This is a genomic window from Streptococcus sp. SO4 (assembly GCF_030440055.1).
Classification (GTDB): domain Bacteria; phylum Bacillota; class Bacilli; order Lactobacillales; family Streptococcaceae; genus Streptococcus; species Streptococcus nidrosiense.
In genome coordinates, this window is the sequence record NZ_JAQFJI010000001.1 from 133864 (window position 1) to 155953 (window position 22090).

Annotated in this window: 15 protein-coding genes; all 15 read left to right on the forward strand. The window is 40.4% G+C overall.

All coding sequences use genetic code 11. From position 1 onward, the window contains the following. Positions 1-92 precede the first annotated feature (92 nt). The 15 genes from PCY08_RS00670 to PCY08_RS00740 all read left to right on the forward strand — a co-directional run bounded on the left by PCY08_RS00670 (position 93) and on the right by PCY08_RS00740 (position 21891). Positions 93-2747: a DEAD/DEAH box helicase family protein gene (locus PCY08_RS00670; protein WP_301559104.1), complete on the forward strand. Its 2655-nt coding sequence runs from the start codon at positions 93-95 to the stop codon at positions 2745-2747. A 77-nt stretch (positions 2748-2824) separates the two neighbouring features. Beyond that, positions 2825-5815: a type I restriction endonuclease subunit R gene (locus PCY08_RS00675; RefSeq protein WP_301559105.1), complete on the forward strand. Its 2991-nt coding sequence runs from the start codon at positions 2825-2827 to the stop codon at positions 5813-5815. 408 nt (positions 5816-6223) lie between these two features. Further along, positions 6224-6439 carry a hypothetical protein gene (locus PCY08_RS00680; protein WP_301559106.1) on the forward strand — a complete coding sequence of 72 codons (216 nt, stop codon included), beginning with the start codon at positions 6224-6226 and terminating at the stop codon, positions 6437-6439. 22 nt (positions 6440-6461) lie between these two features. Then, positions 6462-7223: a DUF6261 family protein gene (locus tag PCY08_RS00685; protein ID WP_301559107.1), complete on the forward strand. Its 762-nt coding sequence runs from the start codon at positions 6462-6464 to the stop codon at positions 7221-7223. 156 nt (positions 7224-7379) lie between these two features. Then, the gene (locus tag PCY08_RS00690) at positions 7380-10112 is read left to right on the forward strand and encodes an ATP-dependent RecD-like DNA helicase (RefSeq protein WP_301559108.1); all 2733 of its coding nucleotides are present in this window, start codon (positions 7380-7382) and stop codon (positions 10110-10112) included. 24 nt (positions 10113-10136) lie between these two features. Beyond that, entirely contained in the window at positions 10137-11345 is a 1209-nt protein-coding gene (locus PCY08_RS00695; protein WP_301559109.1) for a restriction endonuclease subunit S, read from the forward strand. Positions 11346-11355: 10 nt separating this feature from the next. Next, a complete protein-coding gene (locus tag PCY08_RS00700; protein WP_301559110.1) occupies positions 11356-11934 on the forward strand; it encodes a hypothetical protein in 579 nt (192 codons plus the stop codon). A gap of 47 nt (positions 11935-11981) precedes the next feature. Continuing rightward, on the forward strand, positions 11982-13583 hold the full coding sequence (locus tag PCY08_RS00705) for a type I restriction-modification system subunit M (RefSeq protein WP_301559111.1): 1602 nt from the start codon (positions 11982-11984) through the stop codon (positions 13581-13583). An 81-nt stretch (positions 13584-13664) separates the two neighbouring features. Beyond that, positions 13665-14069, forward strand: coding sequence for a YbgA family protein (locus PCY08_RS00710; RefSeq protein WP_301559112.1), 405 nt, complete (start codon positions 13665-13667; stop codon positions 14067-14069). Beyond that, a complete protein-coding gene (locus PCY08_RS00715) occupies positions 14053-14415 on the forward strand; it encodes a TIGR02328 family protein (RefSeq protein WP_301559113.1) in 363 nt (120 codons plus the stop codon). Before PCY08_RS00710 ends, PCY08_RS00715 begins: the two co-directional genes overlap by 17 nt. A gap of 243 nt (positions 14416-14658) precedes the next feature. Continuing rightward, a complete protein-coding gene (gene metE / locus PCY08_RS00720; RefSeq protein ID WP_301559114.1) occupies positions 14659-16908 on the forward strand; it encodes a 5-methyltetrahydropteroyltriglutamate--homocysteine S-methyltransferase in 2250 nt (749 codons plus the stop codon). A gap of 62 nt (positions 16909-16970) precedes the next feature. Further along, the gene (gene metF / locus PCY08_RS00725) at positions 16971-17837 is read left to right on the forward strand and encodes a methylenetetrahydrofolate reductase [NAD(P)H] (RefSeq protein WP_075227487.1); all 867 of its coding nucleotides are present in this window, start codon (positions 16971-16973) and stop codon (positions 17835-17837) included. A gap of 357 nt (positions 17838-18194) precedes the next feature. Further along, a complete protein-coding gene (gene pnp / locus PCY08_RS00730) occupies positions 18195-20417 on the forward strand; it encodes a polyribonucleotide nucleotidyltransferase (RefSeq protein WP_301559115.1) in 2223 nt (740 codons plus the stop codon). 15 nt (positions 20418-20432) lie between these two features. Further along, positions 20433-21050, forward strand: a complete 618-nt coding sequence (gene cysE, locus PCY08_RS00735; RefSeq protein WP_045763485.1) for a serine O-acetyltransferase — start codon at positions 20433-20435, stop codon at positions 21048-21050. Positions 21051-21129: 79 nt separating this feature from the next. After that, a complete protein-coding gene (locus PCY08_RS00740; RefSeq protein ID WP_045763484.1) occupies positions 21130-21891 on the forward strand; it encodes a nucleoside phosphorylase in 762 nt (253 codons plus the stop codon). Positions 21892-22090 lie beyond the last annotated feature (199 nt).

Here is a 22090-nt window from a genome sequence, read left to right on the forward strand (position 1 = left end):
AGGAGAAAGACTATATGGGGTACTTCATGTGACTTTTCCTCAAGTATGGTAAAATGGGAATAAGAAAATGGCAGCTTAGAATGAGGAAAATCATGTTAGGATTGAAGTTTAATGGCACTTGGCGCAACTACCAAAGACAGGTCTTGGATAACTTTCAGGAATATCAAGCAGATGGACATGTCCACTTGGTGGCAGCACCAGGTTCTGGGAAAACAACCATTGGTATCGAGTTGATTGCCCGCTTTGATAAGCCAGCTCTGGTTTTGGTGCCGACGGTTACCATTCGGGAACAATGGGTGGATAGGATTCGCCAGGCCTTTTTAGAGGATGAGGACCAGATCACAAGTCTCGTGTCTCAAAATCTTAAGGACATGAAGCAAATCACTATCGCTACCTACCAAGCTTTTCACAGTGCTATGCAACAGGCCCAATCTCAAGAAGATAACGGTGAGGTTGAAGACTTTGTCGGATTTGACCTAATTGCCAGCCTCAAGGAAAGGGGCGTTGAAACCCTCTGTCTGGACGAATGTCATCATTTGAGAAATGAATGGTGGAGAAGTCTAGAAGAATTCCGTAAGAAATATCCGCAACTGCAGGTCATTTCTCTAACCGCAACCCCTCCCTATGATAGTGAGCCAGAACTCTGGGATCGCTATCTCCAGATGTGTGGCGAGATTGACCAAGAAATCACGGTGCCAGAACTAGTCAAGGAAGACACCCTCTGCCCTCATCAGGACTTTGTCTATATCTGTTTTCCAACCAAGGAAGAAGACAAACGCCTGGAAGAATTTGAGGACACCAAGTGGCAATATGTCAGCCAACTAGTCGTTGATCGTGATTTTCAAGAGTTGATTAAGAGTTCCAAGGTTCTCAAAGGGGAAATCTCTGCGGATATGCTCCTGGAAGATCCCAAGTATCTATCAGCCCTCCTCATTTATCTACAGGCTCAAAAGCTAGAAATTCCTAAGCACTTACGAGATTTACTGGGGGCGGAAGGCTTGCCTGCTCTTAATTACTACTGGCTGGAAGTCCTCTTGCAAGGCCTTCTCTATCAGACACCTGATTGGTATGAGGATCCACAGGGGACAAAGAAAAAGATAGAAGCCGAATTGAAATCAAGAGGATTGATTGAAAAACGTCAGGTCTTCTTGGTAAAATCCAAGGCCAATGACCAAACCCTCAATCAATCTCTAGGAAAACTGGCTGGCATCGCATCTATCTTTGAAACCGAGTATGCTAGTCTAGGTCAGGACTTGAGACAGTTAGTCTTGGCGGACTATATCCGCAAGGATTTTGCTAGTTATCTGGGAGATGACCAAGCACCGATCACGCAATTAGGTGTACTCCCCTACTTTGAAACTATTCGCCGAAGTGCTCAGAAACAGGGGATTTTTGTTCCCCTAGCAGTGCTTTCGGGAAGTGTGGTTATCGTGCCAACTAGTGTTAGGGAGGAACTCCAAGCACTCTTGCCAACAGTCGCTTTGACCTTCTCAGCTATTGGTCAACTAGATCCAGATGCCTATCTTCAGGTAGGTTTCCCCTCAACCTGTAAAGGTATGGTAGGGGCTGTAACTGAACTCTTTCAGAGGGGTGCCATCCAGGTCTTGGTCGGCACTAAGTCTCTCTTGGGAGAAGGATGGGATGCGCCTTGCGTCAACTCTCTCATCTTAGGAAGTTTTGTCGGAAGCTTTATGCTCAGCAATCAAATGCGGGGCCGTGCTATCCGTATCTGGCCAGGGCATCCAGATAAGACCAGCAATATCTGGCACCTGGTCGCTATCAAACCCTATACAAAAAATTTTTTCTTGCGGGAAAAGGAAAATGAAGAGGAAGTAGAGAAGGATAATCCCTATCAAGATTTACTGAGTCTAATTCGTCGTATGGAGCATTTTCTAGGTTTATCCTATAAGGAGGATACCATCGAGACAGGTCTGGATCGCTTGGACTTCCCTAAACCCCCCTTTAAGAAAAATAAGATTCAAGCCTATAATCAGAAAATCAAGGAATTGTCCAAGGACCGTACCACCCTTCGCAAAAAATGGCAGGAGGCGTTGGTAGTTGCGGATAAGCTAGAGATTGTCAATGAGGTAGCAACAGATCGCAAGCAGATCCCTCTGCTCACTCTTGTTGATGCTGAAAAATGGCTCCGTTATTCCTTTATGCTAACGGCCCTCAATCTCCTCTTTTATATCTTTAGGGTCCGTGGAACTAGTATTCGCTGGTTGTTTGGACTGAGCATCCTCTTTCTAGCCTACACCGTGATTCGCTATTTCTTTTACAAGAGTCCTTATGTACGCCTACGGCAGGCGGGTGAAGGTATTCGTAATGCCATGCTAAAGATGGGGCATTTGTCCGATGACCAGTCGCGCGTGCAGGTAGAGGAAGATAAGGAAAGTTATAGCATTTTTGCCTATCTTAAGGGGGGCAGTATGAGAGATAAGGAACTCTTTTCTCAGACCTTGGGTGAATTCTTTGCACCCGTGGACAATCAACGCTACCTGTTAGTAGCTCAAAAAGCCCCAGCCGGACAGTCCAAATATTTCGTAGTCCCTAGCCTCTTTGAAAAACGCAAGGAAGATGCCCAGCTCTTTCTGGACTCCGTCGCACCACACATAGGCAACTACCAACTCGTCTACACCCGAAACGAAGCAGGCAGAAAAATCCTGCTCGAAGCCCGACTCAAATCCCTAGCTAACAAAAACGACCGCCTCCTCACCAAGAAGAAGGTCAAAAGTGCTTTGAAGTAGGGAGGGAGAGGAAGTTTTTCTGATAGGACTATGATATAATAATAACTAGAATGTAAACCTCTGAAGGAGAAATATAGATGCAGGTAAAACCAGAACTGGAAATAGAAAAACAACTGATTAACCAGCTGGTAACTGGTGAAAGCCAATGGACTTATAGAGAAGACCTAAAAACAGAAGAACAACTATGGGACAATTTCTTTGAGAAACTAGCCCAAAACAACGTTGCTCTGCTGGCAGACCATCCCTTGACTGAACAGGAAAAACGCCAGATTCAAAACCAACTCAACTTTGTCAGCTACTATGATGCGGCTAAGTGGTTGGTCGGTGAAAACGGCATTGCTAAAGTCGAGGTTCAAAGAGAAGATGCGAGCCTAGGGACCATCCGTTTGTCAGTCATTTGGCGAGATAATATCGCAGCAGGAAAGTCTAGCTACGAAGTTGTCAATCAAGTCCAACGAGAAAAAGTAAATCCTTTGGATCAAGACCGTAGACTGGATGTTACCCTGCTAATCAATGGCTTACCCATGATTCAAATCGAGCTCAAGAGTTCCCAAGCAGCATTTATCGATGCCTTTCACCAGATTAAAAAATATGACCGTGAAGGTAAATTCCGTGGCATCTACTCTAGCTTGCAGATGTTTGTTGTGACCAATAAAGTTGACACACGCTATATAGCTGCAGCTCGTGAAAATAAACTCAACAAGCAATTTCTAACCAAATGGGTGGATAAGGACAATCATCCTGTGACAAATATGACCAACTTTGCGCATGAGGTCCTTTCTATTCCTCGTGCCCATCAGATGGTTATGCAGTATTCTGTTATTGACGATAGCAAGAAATCTCTCATCCTTTTACGTCCCTATCAGATCCATGCTATCGAAGCGGTGCAGGAAGCCTCTCGCCAACAAGCATCAGGCTATGTTTGGCATACGACAGGTTCAGGGAAGACCTTGACCTCTTATAAGGTGGCTCGCAATCTCCTCCAAATACCGTCCATCCAAAAGACTATTTTTGTCGTTGACCGCAGAGACTTGGACCAACAAACCACTTCATCCTTTCTCTCTTATGCGACCAATGACGTCATTGATATCGATGAGACGGATAATACACATGATTTGGTCAAGCGACTAGGAAGTAATGATAAACGTGTCGTAGTGACGACTATCCAGAAAATCACTACTATGATGCGCAAATTTGACCAAGGTCTTTACCAACGAGATGAGGACAAAATCAAGGGACTTCGAGTAGCCTTTGTCGTGGATGAATGCCACCGTGCCGTGACACCACAAACACAAAAAGACATTAAAGCATTTTTCCCACAGTCCCTATGGTATGGTTTTACAGGAACACCAATCTTTAAGGAAAATAAACGCCAGCAGGTCGGCGACCTCGCCCAAACTACCCAGCAACAGTATGGAGACCGTCTCCATGAGTATACAGTCAAGGAAGCCATCCATGACGGAGCTGTCTTAGGCTTTAAGGTAGACTATCGCAATACCCTCATCACAGAGCAGGCTGAAAATGAAATACCAGATACTGTCTATGAAAATGAGGAGCACATGCTGGAAGTCTTGGACGCCATTATCAATAAATCCCGCCAACAACTGGGTTTACAAAAAGGAGTCGGCAATACCTACAATGCCATCCTCACTGTAAAGTCTATCCCTCAAGCCCAAGCCTACTATGACCTTCTCAAAAAAGTCAAAGCGGGACAAACACGAGTCAAGGTGTCTGAGAGAGTCAAGATGGTCCTTCCAGACTTTCCAAAGGCGACCATCACCTACTCCGTTACAGAGAATGAAGAAGACTCAAGAGCCAACCAAGATCACATGAAGCAGGTCTTAGAGGACTATAACCAAGAGTTTGATACTCACTTTACCATGGCGGATCTTCGTGGCTTCAATACCGATGTCAATAACCGCCTAGCCCGAAAACAGGACAAGTATCTCTATCGCAATGAACAGTTGGACTTGGTCATCGTGGTCAATCGTCTCCTAACGGGTTTTGATGCCCCTTGTCTATCGACTCTCTTTATCGACAGAAAGCCCATGAAACCGCAGGATCTGATTCAGGCCTTTAGTCGAACCAATCGTATCTTTGATTCTAGTAAGAACTATGGCCATATCATCACCTTCCAAAAGCCTCTAGCCTTTAAGGAAGCAGTTGATAATGCCCTCAAGCTTTACTCAAATGGTGGTGAAAATGATGTCCTAGCGCCTAGCTGGGAAGAGGAAAAGAGAAACTTTTTGAGAAGTTGTAGCGACTTCCAAAATCTCATCACTGATGATCCAGTAGAAGGACTTCAACTGGAACAAATCTCTACACCACAGTTGAGAAAAATCGCCAAGGCCTATCAAGGATTTGATAAGTACCTAGCTTCTATCCGAGTTTATAAAGAGTATGATGAGGACGAAATCTACGCTCAGACTGGACTCAGTGCAGAAGAGTTGGAAGTTTATCTTGGCTTTTATCAGAATATCCTAGCAGAGTTGAAAAGCCGAATCGAAGATGATAACGACGATGGCGAACCACTTGATATCCACTATGAACTAGAGTCCATCCAAGTAGATGAGATTAACTACGCCTATATCCTGACCTTGATCCAAAGCCTGATTGAGCAAGAGCAGAGTCCGGAAAAGAGTCTCAGTGCGCAAGATAGAGAAGCAGTGGATACCTATATCCAAAGTCTGGAAAAGACTAATCCAAATCTGGCACAGATCATCTCAGAGCTTTGGCAAGAAGTACAGGCAAATCCTGACCGCTACAGAGGTCAATCCATCGCCAATATCCTTGATCAGATGATTGAGGCAGTCATCCAGCAGCAGATCCAAGACTTTAGTAAGACCTGGTATGTCGGTGAAGATGAACTCCGCTACTATGTCAATCACTACCGCAAGGGCGCTAAAAAGCAACTAGGAGAAAGCCAACTGACCAAGAGTCAGCGCTACAAGGACTATAAAGTTGAGGTGGCAGATGCCCTCAACCCACTCCTCTATAAAAAACACATCAAAGAAGCCTATACCCAACTGATAGAAGAGGTGATTGAACCGTTGAGAGTGGGGAGATAGTCCTTCGAAGTCTCGTAAATATGAATCGTCCAAAATTTATATGTATTCTAAACTTAGAAAGATAAGAAATGCATAAAATTATTGGTATTCTAAGCTTCGAATGCTCAAGCTGAAAAAGTTTTGAGGTCTTTGAAATTTCGAATATTCGTGTTTCCTAAAGTTTATATGTATTCTAAGGCTAGAAAGGTTAAAATCTAAAAATAGTAAAAGTCTCTATCTGACAGACAAGGTATTTGTCCAGTCAGATAGTTTTTTTTTCTTTCTGAAATGTCAGATTTGTCCTGTGAACGTCACAAAAATCCTAAAAGTGTGCTGTTGAGCTGAAAAAAGAGTTAGTTGAGCCAACGGAGCTTAAAATTTCATTTTTATCTGTTACTATTTATTTATAAATTTAAAAAGGAAATTCTGATGAAGAAAAACAAAACAGTTGATGATGATTGGTACTCTAGTTTTATGATGCTATGTCTAATCGGACTAATGGCTATTTTAATACAGGCCTATAAAACAGAGGGAAGTTCTTTGGTTCCAAAGGATAGACAAAGAAGTATCGTAAAGACAAATCAAAAACATTTTTATCTGTCAGAGTTAATCCACGATTTGTTTGAACAAATAGAAGCTAAATAATTAAAAATAGAAAGGTCACAAAATGACAAAAACTTATAACATCCGCCCCCTTAGTTACACTAACTTTACTAATCGAGAGTTCGAAAGTCTCATGATTGATACAAGTCAAGTCTTAGAAGATTTCACAAAATCTCACAAGGATGAGACTATGTACGGCAAGCATCTTGATTCCTTCAAAAGTAAGTTATCAGATTATCAAGCTCAACTTGCTAGTGTGGAGAAGAAGGAGTCTACTAGTTTGACAACAGTGGATAAGGAAAGAGATAGTGCTTTAGTAGGTCTCTTTACCCTTCATAGAGGATTTGCTAAAATCAAGGAAAGCAGTCTTAAGGAAGCCTATGAGACACTTAAAGCAGTCTTTACTAAGTATAAGGATATCACCAAGCACAGTAACGATGTAGAAACGGCAGAAATCAAGAGCATGCTCAAAACGCTTAGTGAAACACCCTATCATGAGGCGGTGACCAGTCTAGGACTGACTCCTATGCTGACGGCGGTGGTCAATGCTCAAGAGGAATATGACCAAGTGGAGAGTAAGGCGCGTGCTTCTAAGTCTGTCAAGGAAGTAGGCAAGACCAAACAAGTCCGTACCGAACTAACTAGTATTTACAACCTCTTTATGCGCTATACCGCAGCCAGCGCAGAAGCCTATCCTGAAAAGGAACACCTGACTCAACTCCTCAAGGAACTCAATAGCATCCGAGATAGCAAGCGCCGTCTCATCACTAGTAGCAAGAAAGATAAAAAGACCAAACCAGCAGAACTAGCCCAAGCAGCAGGATAAAGACAACCCCTTAGAAGCGGATTTCTAAGGGGATTTTTGTGGTTTCGTGGTATAATGATAGATGAAAGGAAAGCGCTATTTTTATATAAACTTGAAATTATTAAAATTTATATTCGGTAGATTAAAGAATATATCGTTAAGCAGGAGTAACAAGTTATGAAGATTGATAAACACATTGTAGATATAAATGAAAATATTTGTAAAAATATAGAACAGATGAATATGAGTGGAGAACGTGGCTTTTCTTCTCAAAATATTATGAATGCTTTAAGAAATTTTGTAGAACATATTGCTGTTAAAATATATAATCATGATAAAAATGTTGATTTGGAATGGAATTATTCTAATATAGACTTGAGCGTAAAATACATCAATGAAAAATCAAACTATGTATTTTTAAGAAAAATTCATAGATTTCTTCAAAAATCGGCTTCACATTATACCCTGGATGAGAATAATTCAGAGAGATTATTGCTTAAATATTATGAATATATGCTGAAAATAAAAAAGTTTTTACTAACTAATTATGAATTTGAGGTTTTAGAGAATCTAGAAAAATTTCCACTTTACACTGATACAATGTCTGAAGAATATTATGCGAAAATTGCTGATGTAATTGATAATCCTAAATATCCAATAACCGAGAGTGAGAGATATTATATCCAAAAAATCAAGCCTTTTTTTGTGAATCAAAATATTTATTATGAAGTAACATATACTAGTACATATGGTAACTGTAAAAAATCTGAGAGAATAACAGCGTACACAAATAAAGAAATTATGTCAAATTATGCAACGAAGCTATATATAAGAAATGAAAAAATAAATATATATGGTTCCGCCTTAACTATATCAGTAATTTCTGATTGGGATGTTGCTATTCGTCCATGCGAATTTCATTCTTTAAGCCGTATCCTAAAAATTGGGAGAGATGAGGTGAAGTCTTCACACTCGGAATATAGAATTTTAATGGCATTTCTAAAGAAAAATCAAATAAATTTAATTGATATTATAGAACTAAATCAGGAGTTATATCAAAAAACCAAAGCTTATGTCAATCAAAAATCAAAGGTATCTTACATCTTTGATATCTTAGATAATGCTAGAATGATAATTCAGGCAAATAAGCCGGGATCTAATATCCTAAAATACTTATTATTTCATATGAATAATGAGATTTTAAAAGAACAGTATTTTTATGATAATCACCCGTACAATAAATGTGAAGGAGGAAATATAAAATTATCTGGTCTTCGATTAAAATGGGGTTGTATTCCATTTGATGAGATGCCGTTTTGCTCTTCTTTAATTAATCATAATCCTAAAATATATGATCTATTAACTTGTATTGATGATGATGGGAAAGATAGTGAATTTCTAGCGAGACTAATAAAAAATAATACTGAAATTCATGGGAAAATATATACATCAATAACTGAATTGCCAGAAGAATACTCTGAGAGAGTTGAGGATTTAGTTGGGCAATATAATAGAAAAATAATAAGTAAACATGCAGGAAGAAAATTAAAAATTGAAAATGGACAAGTTTTTATTTCACAATATGAAACTGATTCACTTGAAGTTTTGAATAAATTAATAGATTTCTCAAGAGGCAGTAACAAAAATCATGCTCAATCAGTTGAGAGATGGTTAGAAAAAAACGAACATAATATTAATGATGCTTTTAAAAAAGAAAAACTAACCTCACTATTTTCTGATTCTGCAGTTGCTTTGATATATGGTTCAGCTGGAACGGGTAAGACATACTTTATAAATCATATTGCACAATTTTTTAATTCAGCAGATAAATTATTTTTATCTGTGACTCATACAGCAGTTGAAAATTTAAGGAGAAGAATTAGTTCATCGAATTGTGAATTTTCAACGATTCAGAAAATTAAATATAAAACAGAAATAAAATGCGACATACTATTCGTTGATGAGTGTAGTATGGTGAGTAACTCTGATATGGCAAAATTACTAAAAAAAATCTCGTGTAAATTCTTAGTTTTAGTGGGAGATATTTTCCAAATTGAGGCTATTCAGTTTGGGAATTGGTTCGAACTTGCTAAAAAAACTATAAAAAATGAGGCTATAATAGAATTAGCTAAACCATATAGAACGCGAGATGATGGTTTGATTGAGGTTTGGAATAAAGTAAGAAATATTGAACCAGATATCATGGAGTGTTTATCTAGACAAGATTTGAATTTTCCATTGGATGACAGTATATTTGAAAAAATTCATGAAGATGAAATTATTTTAAGCTTAAATTATGATGGACTTTATGGCATTAATAACATAAATAGATTGTTACAAGCATCTAATCCTAATCAAAGTATCAAATGGAATTCCAAATTTTATAAAATTAATGATCCTATAGTTTTTAGTGAGTCAAGTAGATTTAATGGAGTTTTGTATAATAATTTAAAGGGAATTATTAGAGATATTCAAGTTATCGAAAATAGTGATAAAATAATTTTTACTATAGAATTATTAGGAGTAGTTTTAAATGGATTAGATGTTTCTGATAGTGAGCTAGAACTTTTGGAAAGTAGCGACATTAACAATTCTGTTATTAGGTTTAGTGTAGATAGATATAGTAGTGCAGATGAGGATATAGAAGATAATTCAGCGACTGTTCCTTTTCAAGTATCGTACGCAATTTCAATCCATAAGGCTCAAGGTTTGGAATATGAATCTGTAAAGATTGTTATCACTAATGAAGTAGATGAACAAATTAATCATAACATTCTATATACTGCTATGACACGAACAAAAAAATATCTTAAGTTATATTGGAGTCCTGAAACAGAGAATTTTGTTATTTCAAATTTAAAGAAAAAAGATATAAATAAAGATTTTAATTTATTAAAAATGAAGTTATAGTATATAGTGAGGTATATTAAGATTATGGGGAATAAATCCATTCCTAGAATTAGATTAGATGAATTTAATAATATTTGGACAAAATCTAAATTAGGAAAACTATACGAAGTCTATTCCGGAAACACTCCGTCACGTTCTGATAATAGAAATTATCAAAATGGAGAGATTCCATGGGTAAAAACAACAGATTTAAATAATTCTATAATACGTTCTAATGAGGAAAATATATCAGTATGTGGAGCATCAAAATTAAGAGTTTTACCTAAAAATTCAGTATTGATAGCAATGTACGGAGGATTTAATCAAATTGGAAGAACGGGGTTACTATCTTATCCTGCTACGATTAATCAAGCTCTAGCAGCTTTGGTGCCAGTCAATGAAATTGATCCCAATTTTCTGCTAAATTTTTTAAATTTTAAAAAAGAAAGTTGGAGAAATGTTGCAGCGAGTAGTAGAAAAGATCCTAACATTACAAAAAATGATGTAGAAAAATTTACAATATCTTTTCCATCTCTTCCCGAACAATCTGCCATCGGATCTCTTTTCCGTACCCTCGACGACCTTCTGGCTAGCTACAAGGACAATCTCGCTAACTACCAAGCTCTCAAGGCGACCATGCTCTCCAAAATGTCTCCCAAAGCTGGACAGACAGTCCCTGAGATTCGTTTGTGCGGATTTGAAGGTGATTGGGAGATAAAACGTGCAGATGAAATTTTTAAGTCAGTATCTAAGAAAAATAGGGCTTCATTACCTGTGCTGTCGGCTTCTCAAATTGATGGTATGGTTTTGAGAGATGAAATTGGTATTGATATTAAATATGATGAAGCTACTCTCAATAATTACAAGGTAGTCAAACCAGGTCAATTTGTGATTCATTTACGTTCTTTTCAGGGAGGTTTTGCTTTATCTAAATTAGAAGGAATAACCTCTCCTGCATATACAATTATTGATTTTATTGATAAAGCAAATAACTTACCAGATTTTTGGAATTCAATTTTAACTTCAAGGGATTTTATAAAACGATTAGAGACAGTCACTTATGGAATCAGAGATGGGAAAAGTATCAGTTTTAAAGACTTTTCTAGCTTGAAATTTATATTTCCAGAGTTCGAAGAACAACAAGCCATCGGTGCTTATTTCTCTAGCCTCGATAACCTCATCGTTGCTCACCAAGAAAAAATTTCTCAGCTAGAAACATTGAAAAAGAAACTCTTGCAGGATATGTTTATATAGGAGATTAATTTTGGGTAATGAAGACTTATTAAATACAATAAATTCACTAACTAATACATATTATGCTGCCTTAGGTTTTGTTGCGACTGTCATATTAGGTGTTTTGGCATTTGTGTTTTGGGACAGAGTAAATTTTAAAAAATCTCTTGAAAAAGAATTTAAAACTATTTTAAAAGAAGAACTTAAGAATCAAAAGTTTGAAATAGATTATTACTATTTGAAATATTTGCCATTCATTAAAAGATTAGAAACACACTATAAGGGTATGGGGATTAAAAAAGGTGGAATGATACGACCTTTTCTGAAATATTGTGATGAACCATTGAATGAGATGATAGCCTTGTATAATCGTTGTGTAAATACGTCTTTTCAACCATTTTTCAAAAGTTATTCAAGAGATTATTACGATATCTGTTACAATATAATAGAAGACACAAGAGAATTTGCAACTTATAGATTAGATACGTTAACAGAAATGGAGCTAAACGCTATAGTAAAAGTGAATAAGTATATACCACAATTGAATTATATATTTACAAAATATGATTATTTAGAGTTTAAAGCAATTGTATTGGATAAAGCTAATTAAACTATTTTTATGTATTGTTGAAACGATTAAGGATAGAAAGAAACATTATGGAAACAACACAAACTTCCCAGTCGCTCTATCAAGCCCTGTGGAACTCAGCGGATGTTCTCCGCTCTAAGATGGATGCTAATGACTATAAGTCCTATCTTTTGGGTATGGTCTTTTATAAGTATCTGTCAGACAAGATGCTCTTTTTCGTGGCGGAGACTATGGAGGAGGGGAGTGAGAGCCTAGAGGCTGCCCTTGAGGTCTATCGTAACTACTATGAGGATGCGGATACCCACGAGGATCTTCTTGCAGTCATGAAGGACGAACTCAACTACAGTATCAAGCCTGAGTTGACCTTTACTGCTCTGGTAGCACGTGTCAATGAGGGGACTTTCCAGTTGGAAGATTTGGCTCAGGGCTTTCGAGATATTGAGCAGAGTGACGAACTCTATGAAAATCTCTTTGAAGATATTGACCTCTATTCTAAAAAGCTAGGGGCAACTCCGCAAAAGCAAAACCAAACGGTGGCGGCGGTCATGAAGGAGTTGGCTGTGCTAGATGTGGCTGGTCATGCTGGTGATATGCTGGGGGATGCCTATGAGTATCTGATTGGTCAGTTTGCGACGGACTCGGGGAAGAAAGCTGGTGAGTTCTATACACCTCAGCCTGTTGCCAAACTCATGACTCAGATTGCCTTTTTGGGTCGTGAGGACCAGCTAGGTTTTACCATCTATGATGCGACTATGGGCTCAGGCTCTCTCTTGCTCAATGCCAAGAAATACTCTCATAAACCGCAGACAGTGGTCTACTTTGGTCAGGAGCTCAATACTTCGACCTATAACTTGGCTCGGATGAACATGATTCTACACGGTGTTCCTGTTGAAAATCAATTTCTCCACAATGCCGATACACTGGATGAAGACTGGCCGACCCAAGAGCCGACCAACTTTGACGGTGTTCTCATGAACCCTCCCTACTCTGCCAAGTGGTCTGCAAGCTCTGGATTCCTGAATGACCCTCGTTTCTCTCCATTTGGGAAACTGGCGCCCCAGTCCAAGGCTGATTTTGCCTTTCTCTTGCATGGGTATTACCATCTCAAGCAAGATAATGGAGTTATGGCTATCGTCCTTCCTCACGGGGTTCTTTTCCGTGGAAATGCAGAAGGGACCATTCGCAAGGCCTTGTTAGAAGAAGGGGCTATTGATACGGTTATCGGTCTACCTGCTAATATCTTCTTTAATACCAGCATTCCGACCACGGTTATCATTCTCAAAAAGAATCGTACCAACCGTGATGTCTACTTTATTGACGCTTCTAAGGAGTTTGATAAAGGGAAAAACCAGAATATCATGACGGATGTCCATATCGAGAAGATTCTGGAAGCCTACAAGTCACGTGAGGAGATTGACAAGTTTGCCCATCTGGCAAGCTATGAAGAAATCGTCGAAAATGACTACAACCTCAATATCCCTCGTTATGTAGATACCTTTGAGGAAGAAGAAGTCGAGCCACTAACAGATATCGTCAGCAAGATTAACACGACAAATGAAGCAATCCAAAACCAAGCCGCTTCCCTACTTGAAATGCTCAACCAACTCCACGGAACCACACCAGAAGCCGATGCTGAACTCAAAGAGTTTTTGAAAAACTTTAAAGGGTGATAGGCTTAATTGATTCGCTCATTATTAATTTACAACTTTGTTTCCGTATTTCCTGGGAACTAGTAGAAAGTTAGGAGAAATATGGAAAATAACAACCAACGTGCCCTTTGTCAGCAACTCTGGGCGGAAAATAAATACCTTGTTTTGAGCCATTCCAGCAATATTTACAAGGAGATTCGCCAATACTTGAAGAATGAACAGGTGGAGGTGAGTCAGGTTCAAGAGATGATTGATCGTGCCTGCCAGATTCCAGAGCACAGGGGTCAGGTTTGCAATGCCTTTCAGCATATTTGGGGCTATTTCAAAAAGAAAGCGACAGATGCTGAGCGTAAGGACTATATGATCTTGCTGGATCGCTATCGCTTTGGTCAAGCTTCCAAGGAAGATTTGATTGCTAGGACTCGAGACTTGCTTGAACGCTATCCAAATACCTATTTGCAACATTCAACGTTACTGAAAGGAGACTCCCATGAGACTTTGGCATGAGGCCTTAATTTCACAACTTCCCCGTCCTCAACTTTTGGGGCAACATCGAGAGTGTTGCGCCCTGCGTGGCAATGGCTGGGGCAGAAAGCATGCGACGGTTGACTATGTCTTTACCCACTCGCCCTATCGTCTCTATGCCTATCATCGCTTGATCATGGAGGAGATGACTGACCGTGGCTACAATGTAAGTCCAGAGTGGCTGGATAAGAACTACCGTGGCAAGACCTGCCCTCCTTATGAAGATTTGGTAGAAGAGAAGTTGAAAAGTCCGATCTATAGCGAACATGACGATACCTACTATGAGGAGTGTCTGTCTAATCTCCGTGAAAAAGGGATCAAGCTATAGTCTTTTCTAATAACAAGCCATAGTCAGCTCTCGGTTCACTAATATTTTGTTCTAAACGTAGATATTTAAAAACTCTATTAATCATTGTCTACCAAAGGATTTGGGGAATCTTCTCCAAATCTTTTTTTGTGCTTCAAGTAACGATATAGTTTCAAACTATATCAAAGCCTAATTTTTTACAATTATACAGACGCTTTCTTTTCTGTTAAGATAGTTTCAACAACAATTTTTGGAGGACAAAACATGTCAACTACAATTATCGGTTTCCCACGTTTGGGTGAATTCCGTGAATTAAAATTTACAACTGAAAAATACTTTAGAAAAGAAATCTCAGAAGAAGAACTCTTGGCTGCGGCTAAAGAATTGCGTGCAAAACACTGGAACATCGTCAAAGAAAAAGGCATTTCTGAAATCCCATCAAATGACTTTTCTCACTATGACAACTTCCTTGATGCTGCCTTCCTTTTCAACGTAGTTCCTGCTTCAGTACAAAACTTGGACTTGTCAGATCTTGAACGCTACTTTGCTTTGGGACGTGGTTACCAAGGAGAAAAAGGGGATGTTCGTGCCCTTCCAATGAAGAAATGGTTCAACACCAACTACCACTACATCGTTCCTAAATTTGAAAAAGACACTCAAGTAAAATTGGCTGGTCACAAGATTTTCGATGAGTTCCAAGAAGCAAAAGAGCTTGGACTTAACACTCGTCCTGTCCTTGTAGGTCCATTCACGTTCCTTCAATTGTCAGACTTTGAAGAAGGTGTGAAAGCAGAAGACTTCGTAGATAGCTTAGTAGCTGCTTACCAAGAGGTTTTTGCAAAATTGGCTGAACTTGGTGCAACTCGTATCCAACTCGACGAAGCTGCTCTTGTCAAAGACTTGACAGAAGAAGAAAAAGCCCTCTTCTTGAACATCTACAACAAACTCTTGGCTGACAAAAAAGGTCTTGAAGTCTTGCTTCAAACATACTTCGGTGACGTTCGTGACGTTTACGCTGACCTTGTGAAATTGCCAGTAGATGCGATTGGTCTTGACTTTGTTGAAGGTAAGAAAACTCTTGAACTAGTTAAAGGTGGATTCCCAGCTGACAAGACTCTTTATGCAGGTATTGTCAATGGTAAGAACATCTGGCGTAACAACTACGAAAAGAGCTTGGCTGTTCTTGAGCAAATCCCAACTGAAAACATCGTTTTGACAAGCTCATGCTCACTTCTTCATGTGCCATTTACAACTGCTAATGAAGAATTTGAACCAGCTATCTTGAACCACTTTGCTTTTGCAGTTGAAAAATTGGATGAGATCCGTGACTTGGATGCTATCCGCAACGGTCAAGGTGCAGAAGCTCTTGCAGCAAACAAAGAACTCTTTGAGACTGAACGTGTTGGTGAAAATGCGGAACTTCGTGCGCGTATCGCTGGATTGACAGAAGCAGACTACACTCGTTTGCCAGCCTTTGCAGAACGTGAAGCAATCCAAGAAGAAGCTTTCAAACTTCCAGCTCTTCCAACAACTACCATCGGTTCATTCCCTCAAACTAAGGAAGTTCGTGCGAAACGTTTGGCCTTCCGTAAGGGTGAATTGTCACAAGAAGAATACGATGCCTTCCTTGCTGAAACGATCGACGAATGGATCAAATGGCAAGAAGAAGTTGGATTTGACGTGCTTGTACACGGTGAATTCGAGCGTAACGACATGGTTGAGTACTTCGGTCAAAACTTGTCAGGTTACCTCTTCTCTAAAAACGGTTGGGTACAATCATACGGTATGCGTGGGGTTAAACCACCAATCATCTGGGGTGATGTGACTCGTCTCAACCCTATCACTGTGAAATGGTCTAGCTATGCACAAAGCCGTACGGACAAACCTGTTAAAGGTATGTTGACTGGACCTGTTACAATTCTTAACTGGTCATTCCCACGTGAAGACATCTCTATCAAGGATTCTACTCTTCAAATCGCTCTTGCTATCAAGGATGAAGTTCTTGACCTTGAAGCTGCAGGCGTGAAAATCATCCAAATCGACGAGGCTGCTCTTCGTGAAAAATTGCCACTCCGTCGTAGCGACTGGTACGAAGACTACCTTGACTGGGCTATTCCAGCCTTCCGTTTGGTACACTCAACAGTAGCACCAGACACACAAATCCACACTCACATGTGTTACTCAGAATTTACAGATATCATCCCAGCTATCGACAACTTGGATGCAGACGTTATCTCATTTGAAGCTAGCCGTTCAAACCTTGAAATCTTGGACGAACTCAAAGCGAAAAACTTCCAAACAGAAGTTGGACCTGGGGTTTACGATATCCACTCACCTCGTGTGCCTAACGAAGGCGAAATCGACCACACAATCGAAGCAATCCTTGCGAAAGTACCAAGCAGAAAAGTTTGGATCAACCCTGACTGTGGTTTGAAAACACGTGGTATTCCAGAAACGAAAGAAAGCTTGATCCGCCTTGTAGAAGCTGCCAAAGCTGCGCGTGAGAAATTGTAAGAAAAGATATTTCTCCATACATGGTTGATCAGTAAGAAATCAACTAGAAAAGGTTCATAAATATGTCACGTCAAACACCGTCCCTCTCATTTGAAGTTTTCCCTCCAAACCCAGCAGTAGGCAATGACAAAATTATTGCAGCCCTGAAAGATATGCAGGACTTGGCCCCACACTTTATCAGTGTGACTGCCAGCAATAATAAATTTAATATCAAAGAGACGACGGTTCGTTTGGCAGACTATATCCAAAATGACTTGGAGATTCCAACTATTGCTCACTTGCCAGCTATCTATCTAACTAAGGATAAGGTGGCTGAGACCATTGCAGATTTGGATAAGGTTGGGGTTCAGAAAATCTTGGCTCTTCGTGGAGATCTCATCCCTGATGTGGAACCACAAAAGGACTTCCGTTATGCGACGGACCTGATTGAATTCATCAAGGAGCAGGCCCCACATTTTGAAATTATTGGCGCTTGTTACCCAGAAGGGCACCCTGATTCACCAAACCAAATCTCAGATATTCAAAATCTGAAAAGAAAAGTGGATGCAGGCTGCTCAAGCCTTGTTACTCAACTTTTCTTTGATAATGAGCGTTTCTACGATTTTCAGGATAAGTGCACCTTGGCTGGTATTGATGTACCGATTCATGCGGGTATCATGCCAATCCTGAATCGTAACCAAGCTCTTCGTCTCTTGAAGACTTGTGAGAATATCCATCTTCCACGTAAGTTTAAAGCTATCTTAGACAAGTATGAGAATGACCCTGAGTCACTCAGAGCAGCAGGACTTGCCTATGCAGTGGACCAAATCGTGGACTTGGTAACTCAGGACGTGGCAGGTGTGCATCTCTACACCATGAATAATGCAGATACTGCTCAGTACATTCACCAAGCAACTCATGCCTTGTTTAATCACCAATCTTTAGGATAATAAAAAGCAAACCATTCTTCTTTTCATGGAGGAATGGTTCCTTTTTAATAGAAAAGACAGCACTTTTTAAGAAAAATATGATAAAATAGACTCTGTACGTACTTGATACAAAGATGAGGGTATAAACGATATTTAAGCAGTCTTAATCTTATGTCGAAGAGATGTAAGTTAAAGAATCAGAACTAAAGTAATTTCGGAGTTGAACACGGGCTAAATCCCTAGTGAAAAAGATAGATTTCCTGGTGTGCATCGCACACAGCGTCAATCTCCTATTTTCATACGGGATTCTTAACGCCCTTTGTATCCTGATTTTTGTAGGCAAGGCGTATAATATTATCAATCCAAAAGGGGATTAAAATGACAAAACAAGTGTTTCAAACGACTTTTGCGGGTCGTGAGTTGATCGTAGAGACTGGTCAGGTTGCTAAGCAAGCAAATGGCTCTGTTGTGGTGCGTTACGGTGAGTCAACTGTCTTGACTGCTGCCGTTATGTCTAAGAAGATGGCAACTGGGGATTTCTTCCCACTTCAAGTCAACTACGAAGAAAAAATGTATGCGGCTGGGAAATTTCCTGGTGGCTTTATGAAACGTGAAGGACGTCCTTCAACAGATGCGACCTTGACAGCGCGTTTGATTGACCGTCCGATTCGTCCTATGTTTGCGGAAGGTTTCCGTAATGAAGTGCAAGTGATCAACACAGTCCTTTCTTACGATGAAAATGCATCTGCACCAATGGCAGCGATGTTCGGTTCATCATTGGCTTTGTCTATCTCAGACATTCCATTTGACGGACCAATCGCTGGGGTACAAGTAGGTTATGTTGATGGCCAAATCATCATCAACCCAACGCAAGAACAAGCTGAGCAATCGCTTCTTGAATTGACAGTAGCTGGTACTAAGCATGCTATCAACATGGTAGAGTCTGGTGCAAAAGAATTGTCAGAAGAAATCATGTTGGAAGCCCTTCTTAAAGGGCATGAAGCTGTCAAAGAATTGATTGCCTTCCAAGAAGAAATCGTTGCGGCAGTCGGTAAAGAAAAAGCAGAAGTAGAATTGCTTCATGTGGATGCTGAATTGCAGGCTGAAATCATTGCAGCCTACAACAGCGATCTTCAAAAAGCGGTTCAAGTAGAAGAAAAATTGGCGCGTGAAGCTGCAACTCAAGCAGTTAAAGACCAAGTCACAGCAATTTACGAAGAAAAATATGCAGACCACGAAGAATTTGACCGCATCATGCGGGATGTGGCTGAAATCTTGGAACAAATGGAACACGCAGAAGTGCGCCGTTTGATCACAGAAGACAAGGTTCGTCCTGACGGCCGTAAGGTCGATGAAATCCGTCCTTTGGATGCACAAGTGGACTACCTTCCTCGCGTACACGGTTCAGGACTCTTTACGCGTGGACAAACTCAGGCTCTTTCTATCTTGACCTTGGCGCCAATGGGTGAAACGCAAATCATCGATGGTTTGGATCCAGAGTATAAGAAACGCTTCATGCACCATTATAACTTTCCACAATACTCTGTTGGGGAAACTGGTCGTTACGGTGCACCAGGTCGTCGTGAAATTGGTCACGGTGCTCTCGGTGAGCGTGCTCTTGCTCAAGTTTTGCCAAGCTTGGAAGAATTCCCATATGCGATCCGCTTGGTCGCTGAGGTCTTGGAATCAAATGGCTCTTCTTCACAAGCGTCTATCTGTGCGGGAACTCTTGCCCTTATGGCTGGTGGTGTGCCAATCAAGGCCCCAGTAGCAGGGATTGCCATGGGTCTTATCTCAGATGGAAACAACTACACCGTATTAACAGATATCCAAGGTTTGGAAGACCACTTTGGAGACATGGACTTCAAGGTTGCAGGTACGCGTGACGGGATTACAGCCCTTCAGATGGATATCAAGATCCAAGGGATTACTGCGGAAATCTTGACTGAAGCTCTTGCTCAAGCTAAGAAAGCGCGTTTTGAAATCCTTGATGTGATTGAAGCAACCATTCCAGAAGTTCGTCCAGAATTGGCTCCAACTGCTCCGAAAATTGATACCATCAAGATCGATGTGGACAAAATCAAGATTGTCATCGGTAAAGGTGGAGAAACCATTGATAAGATTATCGCTGAAACAGGCGTTAAGATTGACATCGACGAAGAAGGAAACGTGTCTATCTACTCTAGCGACCAAGCTGCCATTAACCGCGCTAAAGAAATCATTGCTGGTTTGGTTCGTGAAGCGAAAGTGGACGAAGTCTACCATGCTAAAGTTGTGCGTATCGAGAAATTCGGTGCCTTTGTCAACCTCTTTGACAAGACGGATGCCCTCGTTCACATCTCTGAAATGGCTTGGACTCGTACCAACCGTGTCGAAGACTTGGTAGCCATCGGTGATGAAGTGGATGTCAAGATTATCAAGATTGACGAAAAAGGTCGTGTCGATGCTTCTATGAAGGCACTTCTTCCTCGTCCTCCAAAACCGGAACATTCAGAAGAAAAAGGTGAAAAGGGTCATCGTCATGGCGATCGTCCTCGTCACCATCACAAGGACAACAAACCTAAGAAAGAAACTACAGAAACACCAAAAGACTCAGAATAAGAAAAGGAGAATTGTATGGGATGGTGGCGTGAAACCATTGATATCGTAAAAGAAAATGATCCAGCGGCTCGCACCACTTTGGAGGTTCTTTTGACCTATCCTGGTGTAAAAGCCTTGGCTGCCCACCGTCTCTCTCATTTTCTCTGGAAGAATGGCTTTAAGCTCTTAGCTCGTATGCACAGCCAGTTTTGGCGTTTTTGGACGCAGATTGAGATTCACCCAGGAGCTCAGATCGAATCAGGTGTCTTTATCGACCATGGTTCTGGCCTTGTGATTGGGGAGACGGCTATCGTTGAAAAAGGGGTTCTTCTCTACCACGGGGTAACTCTTGGTGGGACAGGGAAGGATGTTGGCAAACGCCATCCGACCGTGCGTAAGGGAGCTCTCATATCTGCACATGCCCAAGTTATCGGGCCTGTAGAAATCGGTGAAAATGCCAAGGTCGGTGCTGCAGCAGTTGTTGTGGCAGATGTTCCTAGCGATGTAACGGTTGTCGGTATTCCAGCCAAGATTGTCCGAGTGCATGGGCAAAAGGATGAACCAACCATTCATGAAGTTGAAGGAAAACGGGAATACTACGTCAATAAACTCGAGCAAGCGAGAGATGCCAGTCACAGATCGTCTGGGCTTTAACATTTGATTTCGTCCGTTTGAAAAGATTGGCTTTGTCAAACAAACCCAAGTGGTTTATCTGAATGCGAAAGAGTAATAAATGCTATTAGAAGAATTTGAAAATGTACCTGCTGTTATCGAGCCAACTGATCGAAGCCTCCGTAGTGGTGGAGAAATCTGTGATACCATAATCTTGTCTTTTAATGGAGAAATCCTTGAACGAGTAAAGCAGATAGATGGTGTCTACGAAGGTGGCTATCTTACCAATCTAAATGGCAAACTGCCATGGTATATCTATGAAAAAGATGGGAGTAAGGTAGCAGTTGCTATGGCTACGATTGGTGCTCCAATGGTTGTTGGACTCTTAGAAGAACTCAAAGCAAGAGGATTTAAGAACTTTATTGTTTTGGGATCTTGCGGAGTTCTAGACCAGTCTATTCAAGCAGATAAGATTATCCTACCAAGCTCGGCTTTACGTGATGAAGGTACTAGTTATCACTATGCTCCAGCAAGTGATGAAATAGCCTATGAGCGATCTCTACTCTTAACTATGGAAAAAGCCTTGGATAAAGCTGGTATTGAGCATATTCGAACAAAGTCTTGGACCACAGATGCCTTCTATCGTGAGACAGCTGCTAAAGTCAAACGAAGACTAGCAGCAGGAGCTAGAGTTGTAGATATGGAAGCTTCAGCTATCATGGCCTGGGCTCAATATCGACAAGCCAAGGTTTATCAATTTTTCTACACAGCTGACTATGTCGACCATCACAATCACGAATGGGATGCTAGACGCGAGGATAGAAAAGCGGATGCTATGACTTTCTTTGAGATTGCCCTAGTCATTGCTCAAGAGTTAGTTTAGACTAGTCTTTACGATAAATTTGAAACAAGAAAGGAAGGGAGCCTAACGGAAAACATAGAAATAAAACTTCCGTAGTGACTCCCTTCATCTTTTTACTTCATTCTTCTTTTATGTTTAGAAAGGAGCAAGGAAATCCGATTTGTGACAGGCAATCGGACTAAAATTTAGTTGAACAGTTAGTTATGAAAATATCTGTTTA

What these genes read in the sequence shown, in the direction of transcription:
- PCY08_RS00670 (WP_301559104.1), top strand. Translation starts at nt 93, where the DNA reads ATGTTAGGATTGAAGTTTAATGGCACTTGGCGCAACTACCAAAGACAG.
- PCY08_RS00675 (WP_301559105.1), top strand. Translation starts at nt 2,825, where the DNA reads ATGCAGGTAAAACCAGAACTGGAAATAGAAAAACAACTGATTAACCAG.
- PCY08_RS00680 (WP_301559106.1), top strand. Translation starts at nt 6,224, where the DNA reads ATGAAGAAAAACAAAACAGTTGATGATGATTGGTACTCTAGTTTTATG.
- PCY08_RS00685 (WP_301559107.1), top strand. Translation starts at nt 6,462, where the DNA reads ATGACAAAAACTTATAACATCCGCCCCCTTAGTTACACTAACTTTACT.
- PCY08_RS00690 (WP_301559108.1), top strand. Translation starts at nt 7,380, where the DNA reads ATGAAGATTGATAAACACATTGTAGATATAAATGAAAATATTTGTAAA.
- PCY08_RS00695 (WP_301559109.1), top strand. Translation starts at nt 10,137, where the DNA reads ATGGGGAATAAATCCATTCCTAGAATTAGATTAGATGAATTTAATAAT.
- PCY08_RS00705 (WP_301559111.1), top strand. Translation starts at nt 11,982, where the DNA reads ATGGAAACAACACAAACTTCCCAGTCGCTCTATCAAGCCCTGTGGAAC.
- PCY08_RS00710 (WP_301559112.1), top strand. Translation starts at nt 13,665, where the DNA reads ATGGAAAATAACAACCAACGTGCCCTTTGTCAGCAACTCTGGGCGGAA.
- PCY08_RS00715 (WP_301559113.1), top strand. Translation starts at nt 14,053, where the DNA reads ATGAGACTTTGGCATGAGGCCTTAATTTCACAACTTCCCCGTCCTCAA.
- metE (WP_301559114.1), top strand. Translation starts at nt 14,659, where the DNA reads ATGTCAACTACAATTATCGGTTTCCCACGTTTGGGTGAATTCCGTGAA.
- metF (WP_075227487.1), top strand. Translation starts at nt 16,971, where the DNA reads ATGTCACGTCAAACACCGTCCCTCTCATTTGAAGTTTTCCCTCCAAAC.
- pnp (WP_301559115.1), top strand. Translation starts at nt 18,195, where the DNA reads ATGACAAAACAAGTGTTTCAAACGACTTTTGCGGGTCGTGAGTTGATC.
- cysE (WP_045763485.1), top strand. Translation starts at nt 20,433, where the DNA reads ATGGGATGGTGGCGTGAAACCATTGATATCGTAAAAGAAAATGATCCA.
- PCY08_RS00740 (WP_045763484.1), top strand. Translation starts at nt 21,130, where the DNA reads ATGCTATTAGAAGAATTTGAAAATGTACCTGCTGTTATCGAGCCAACT.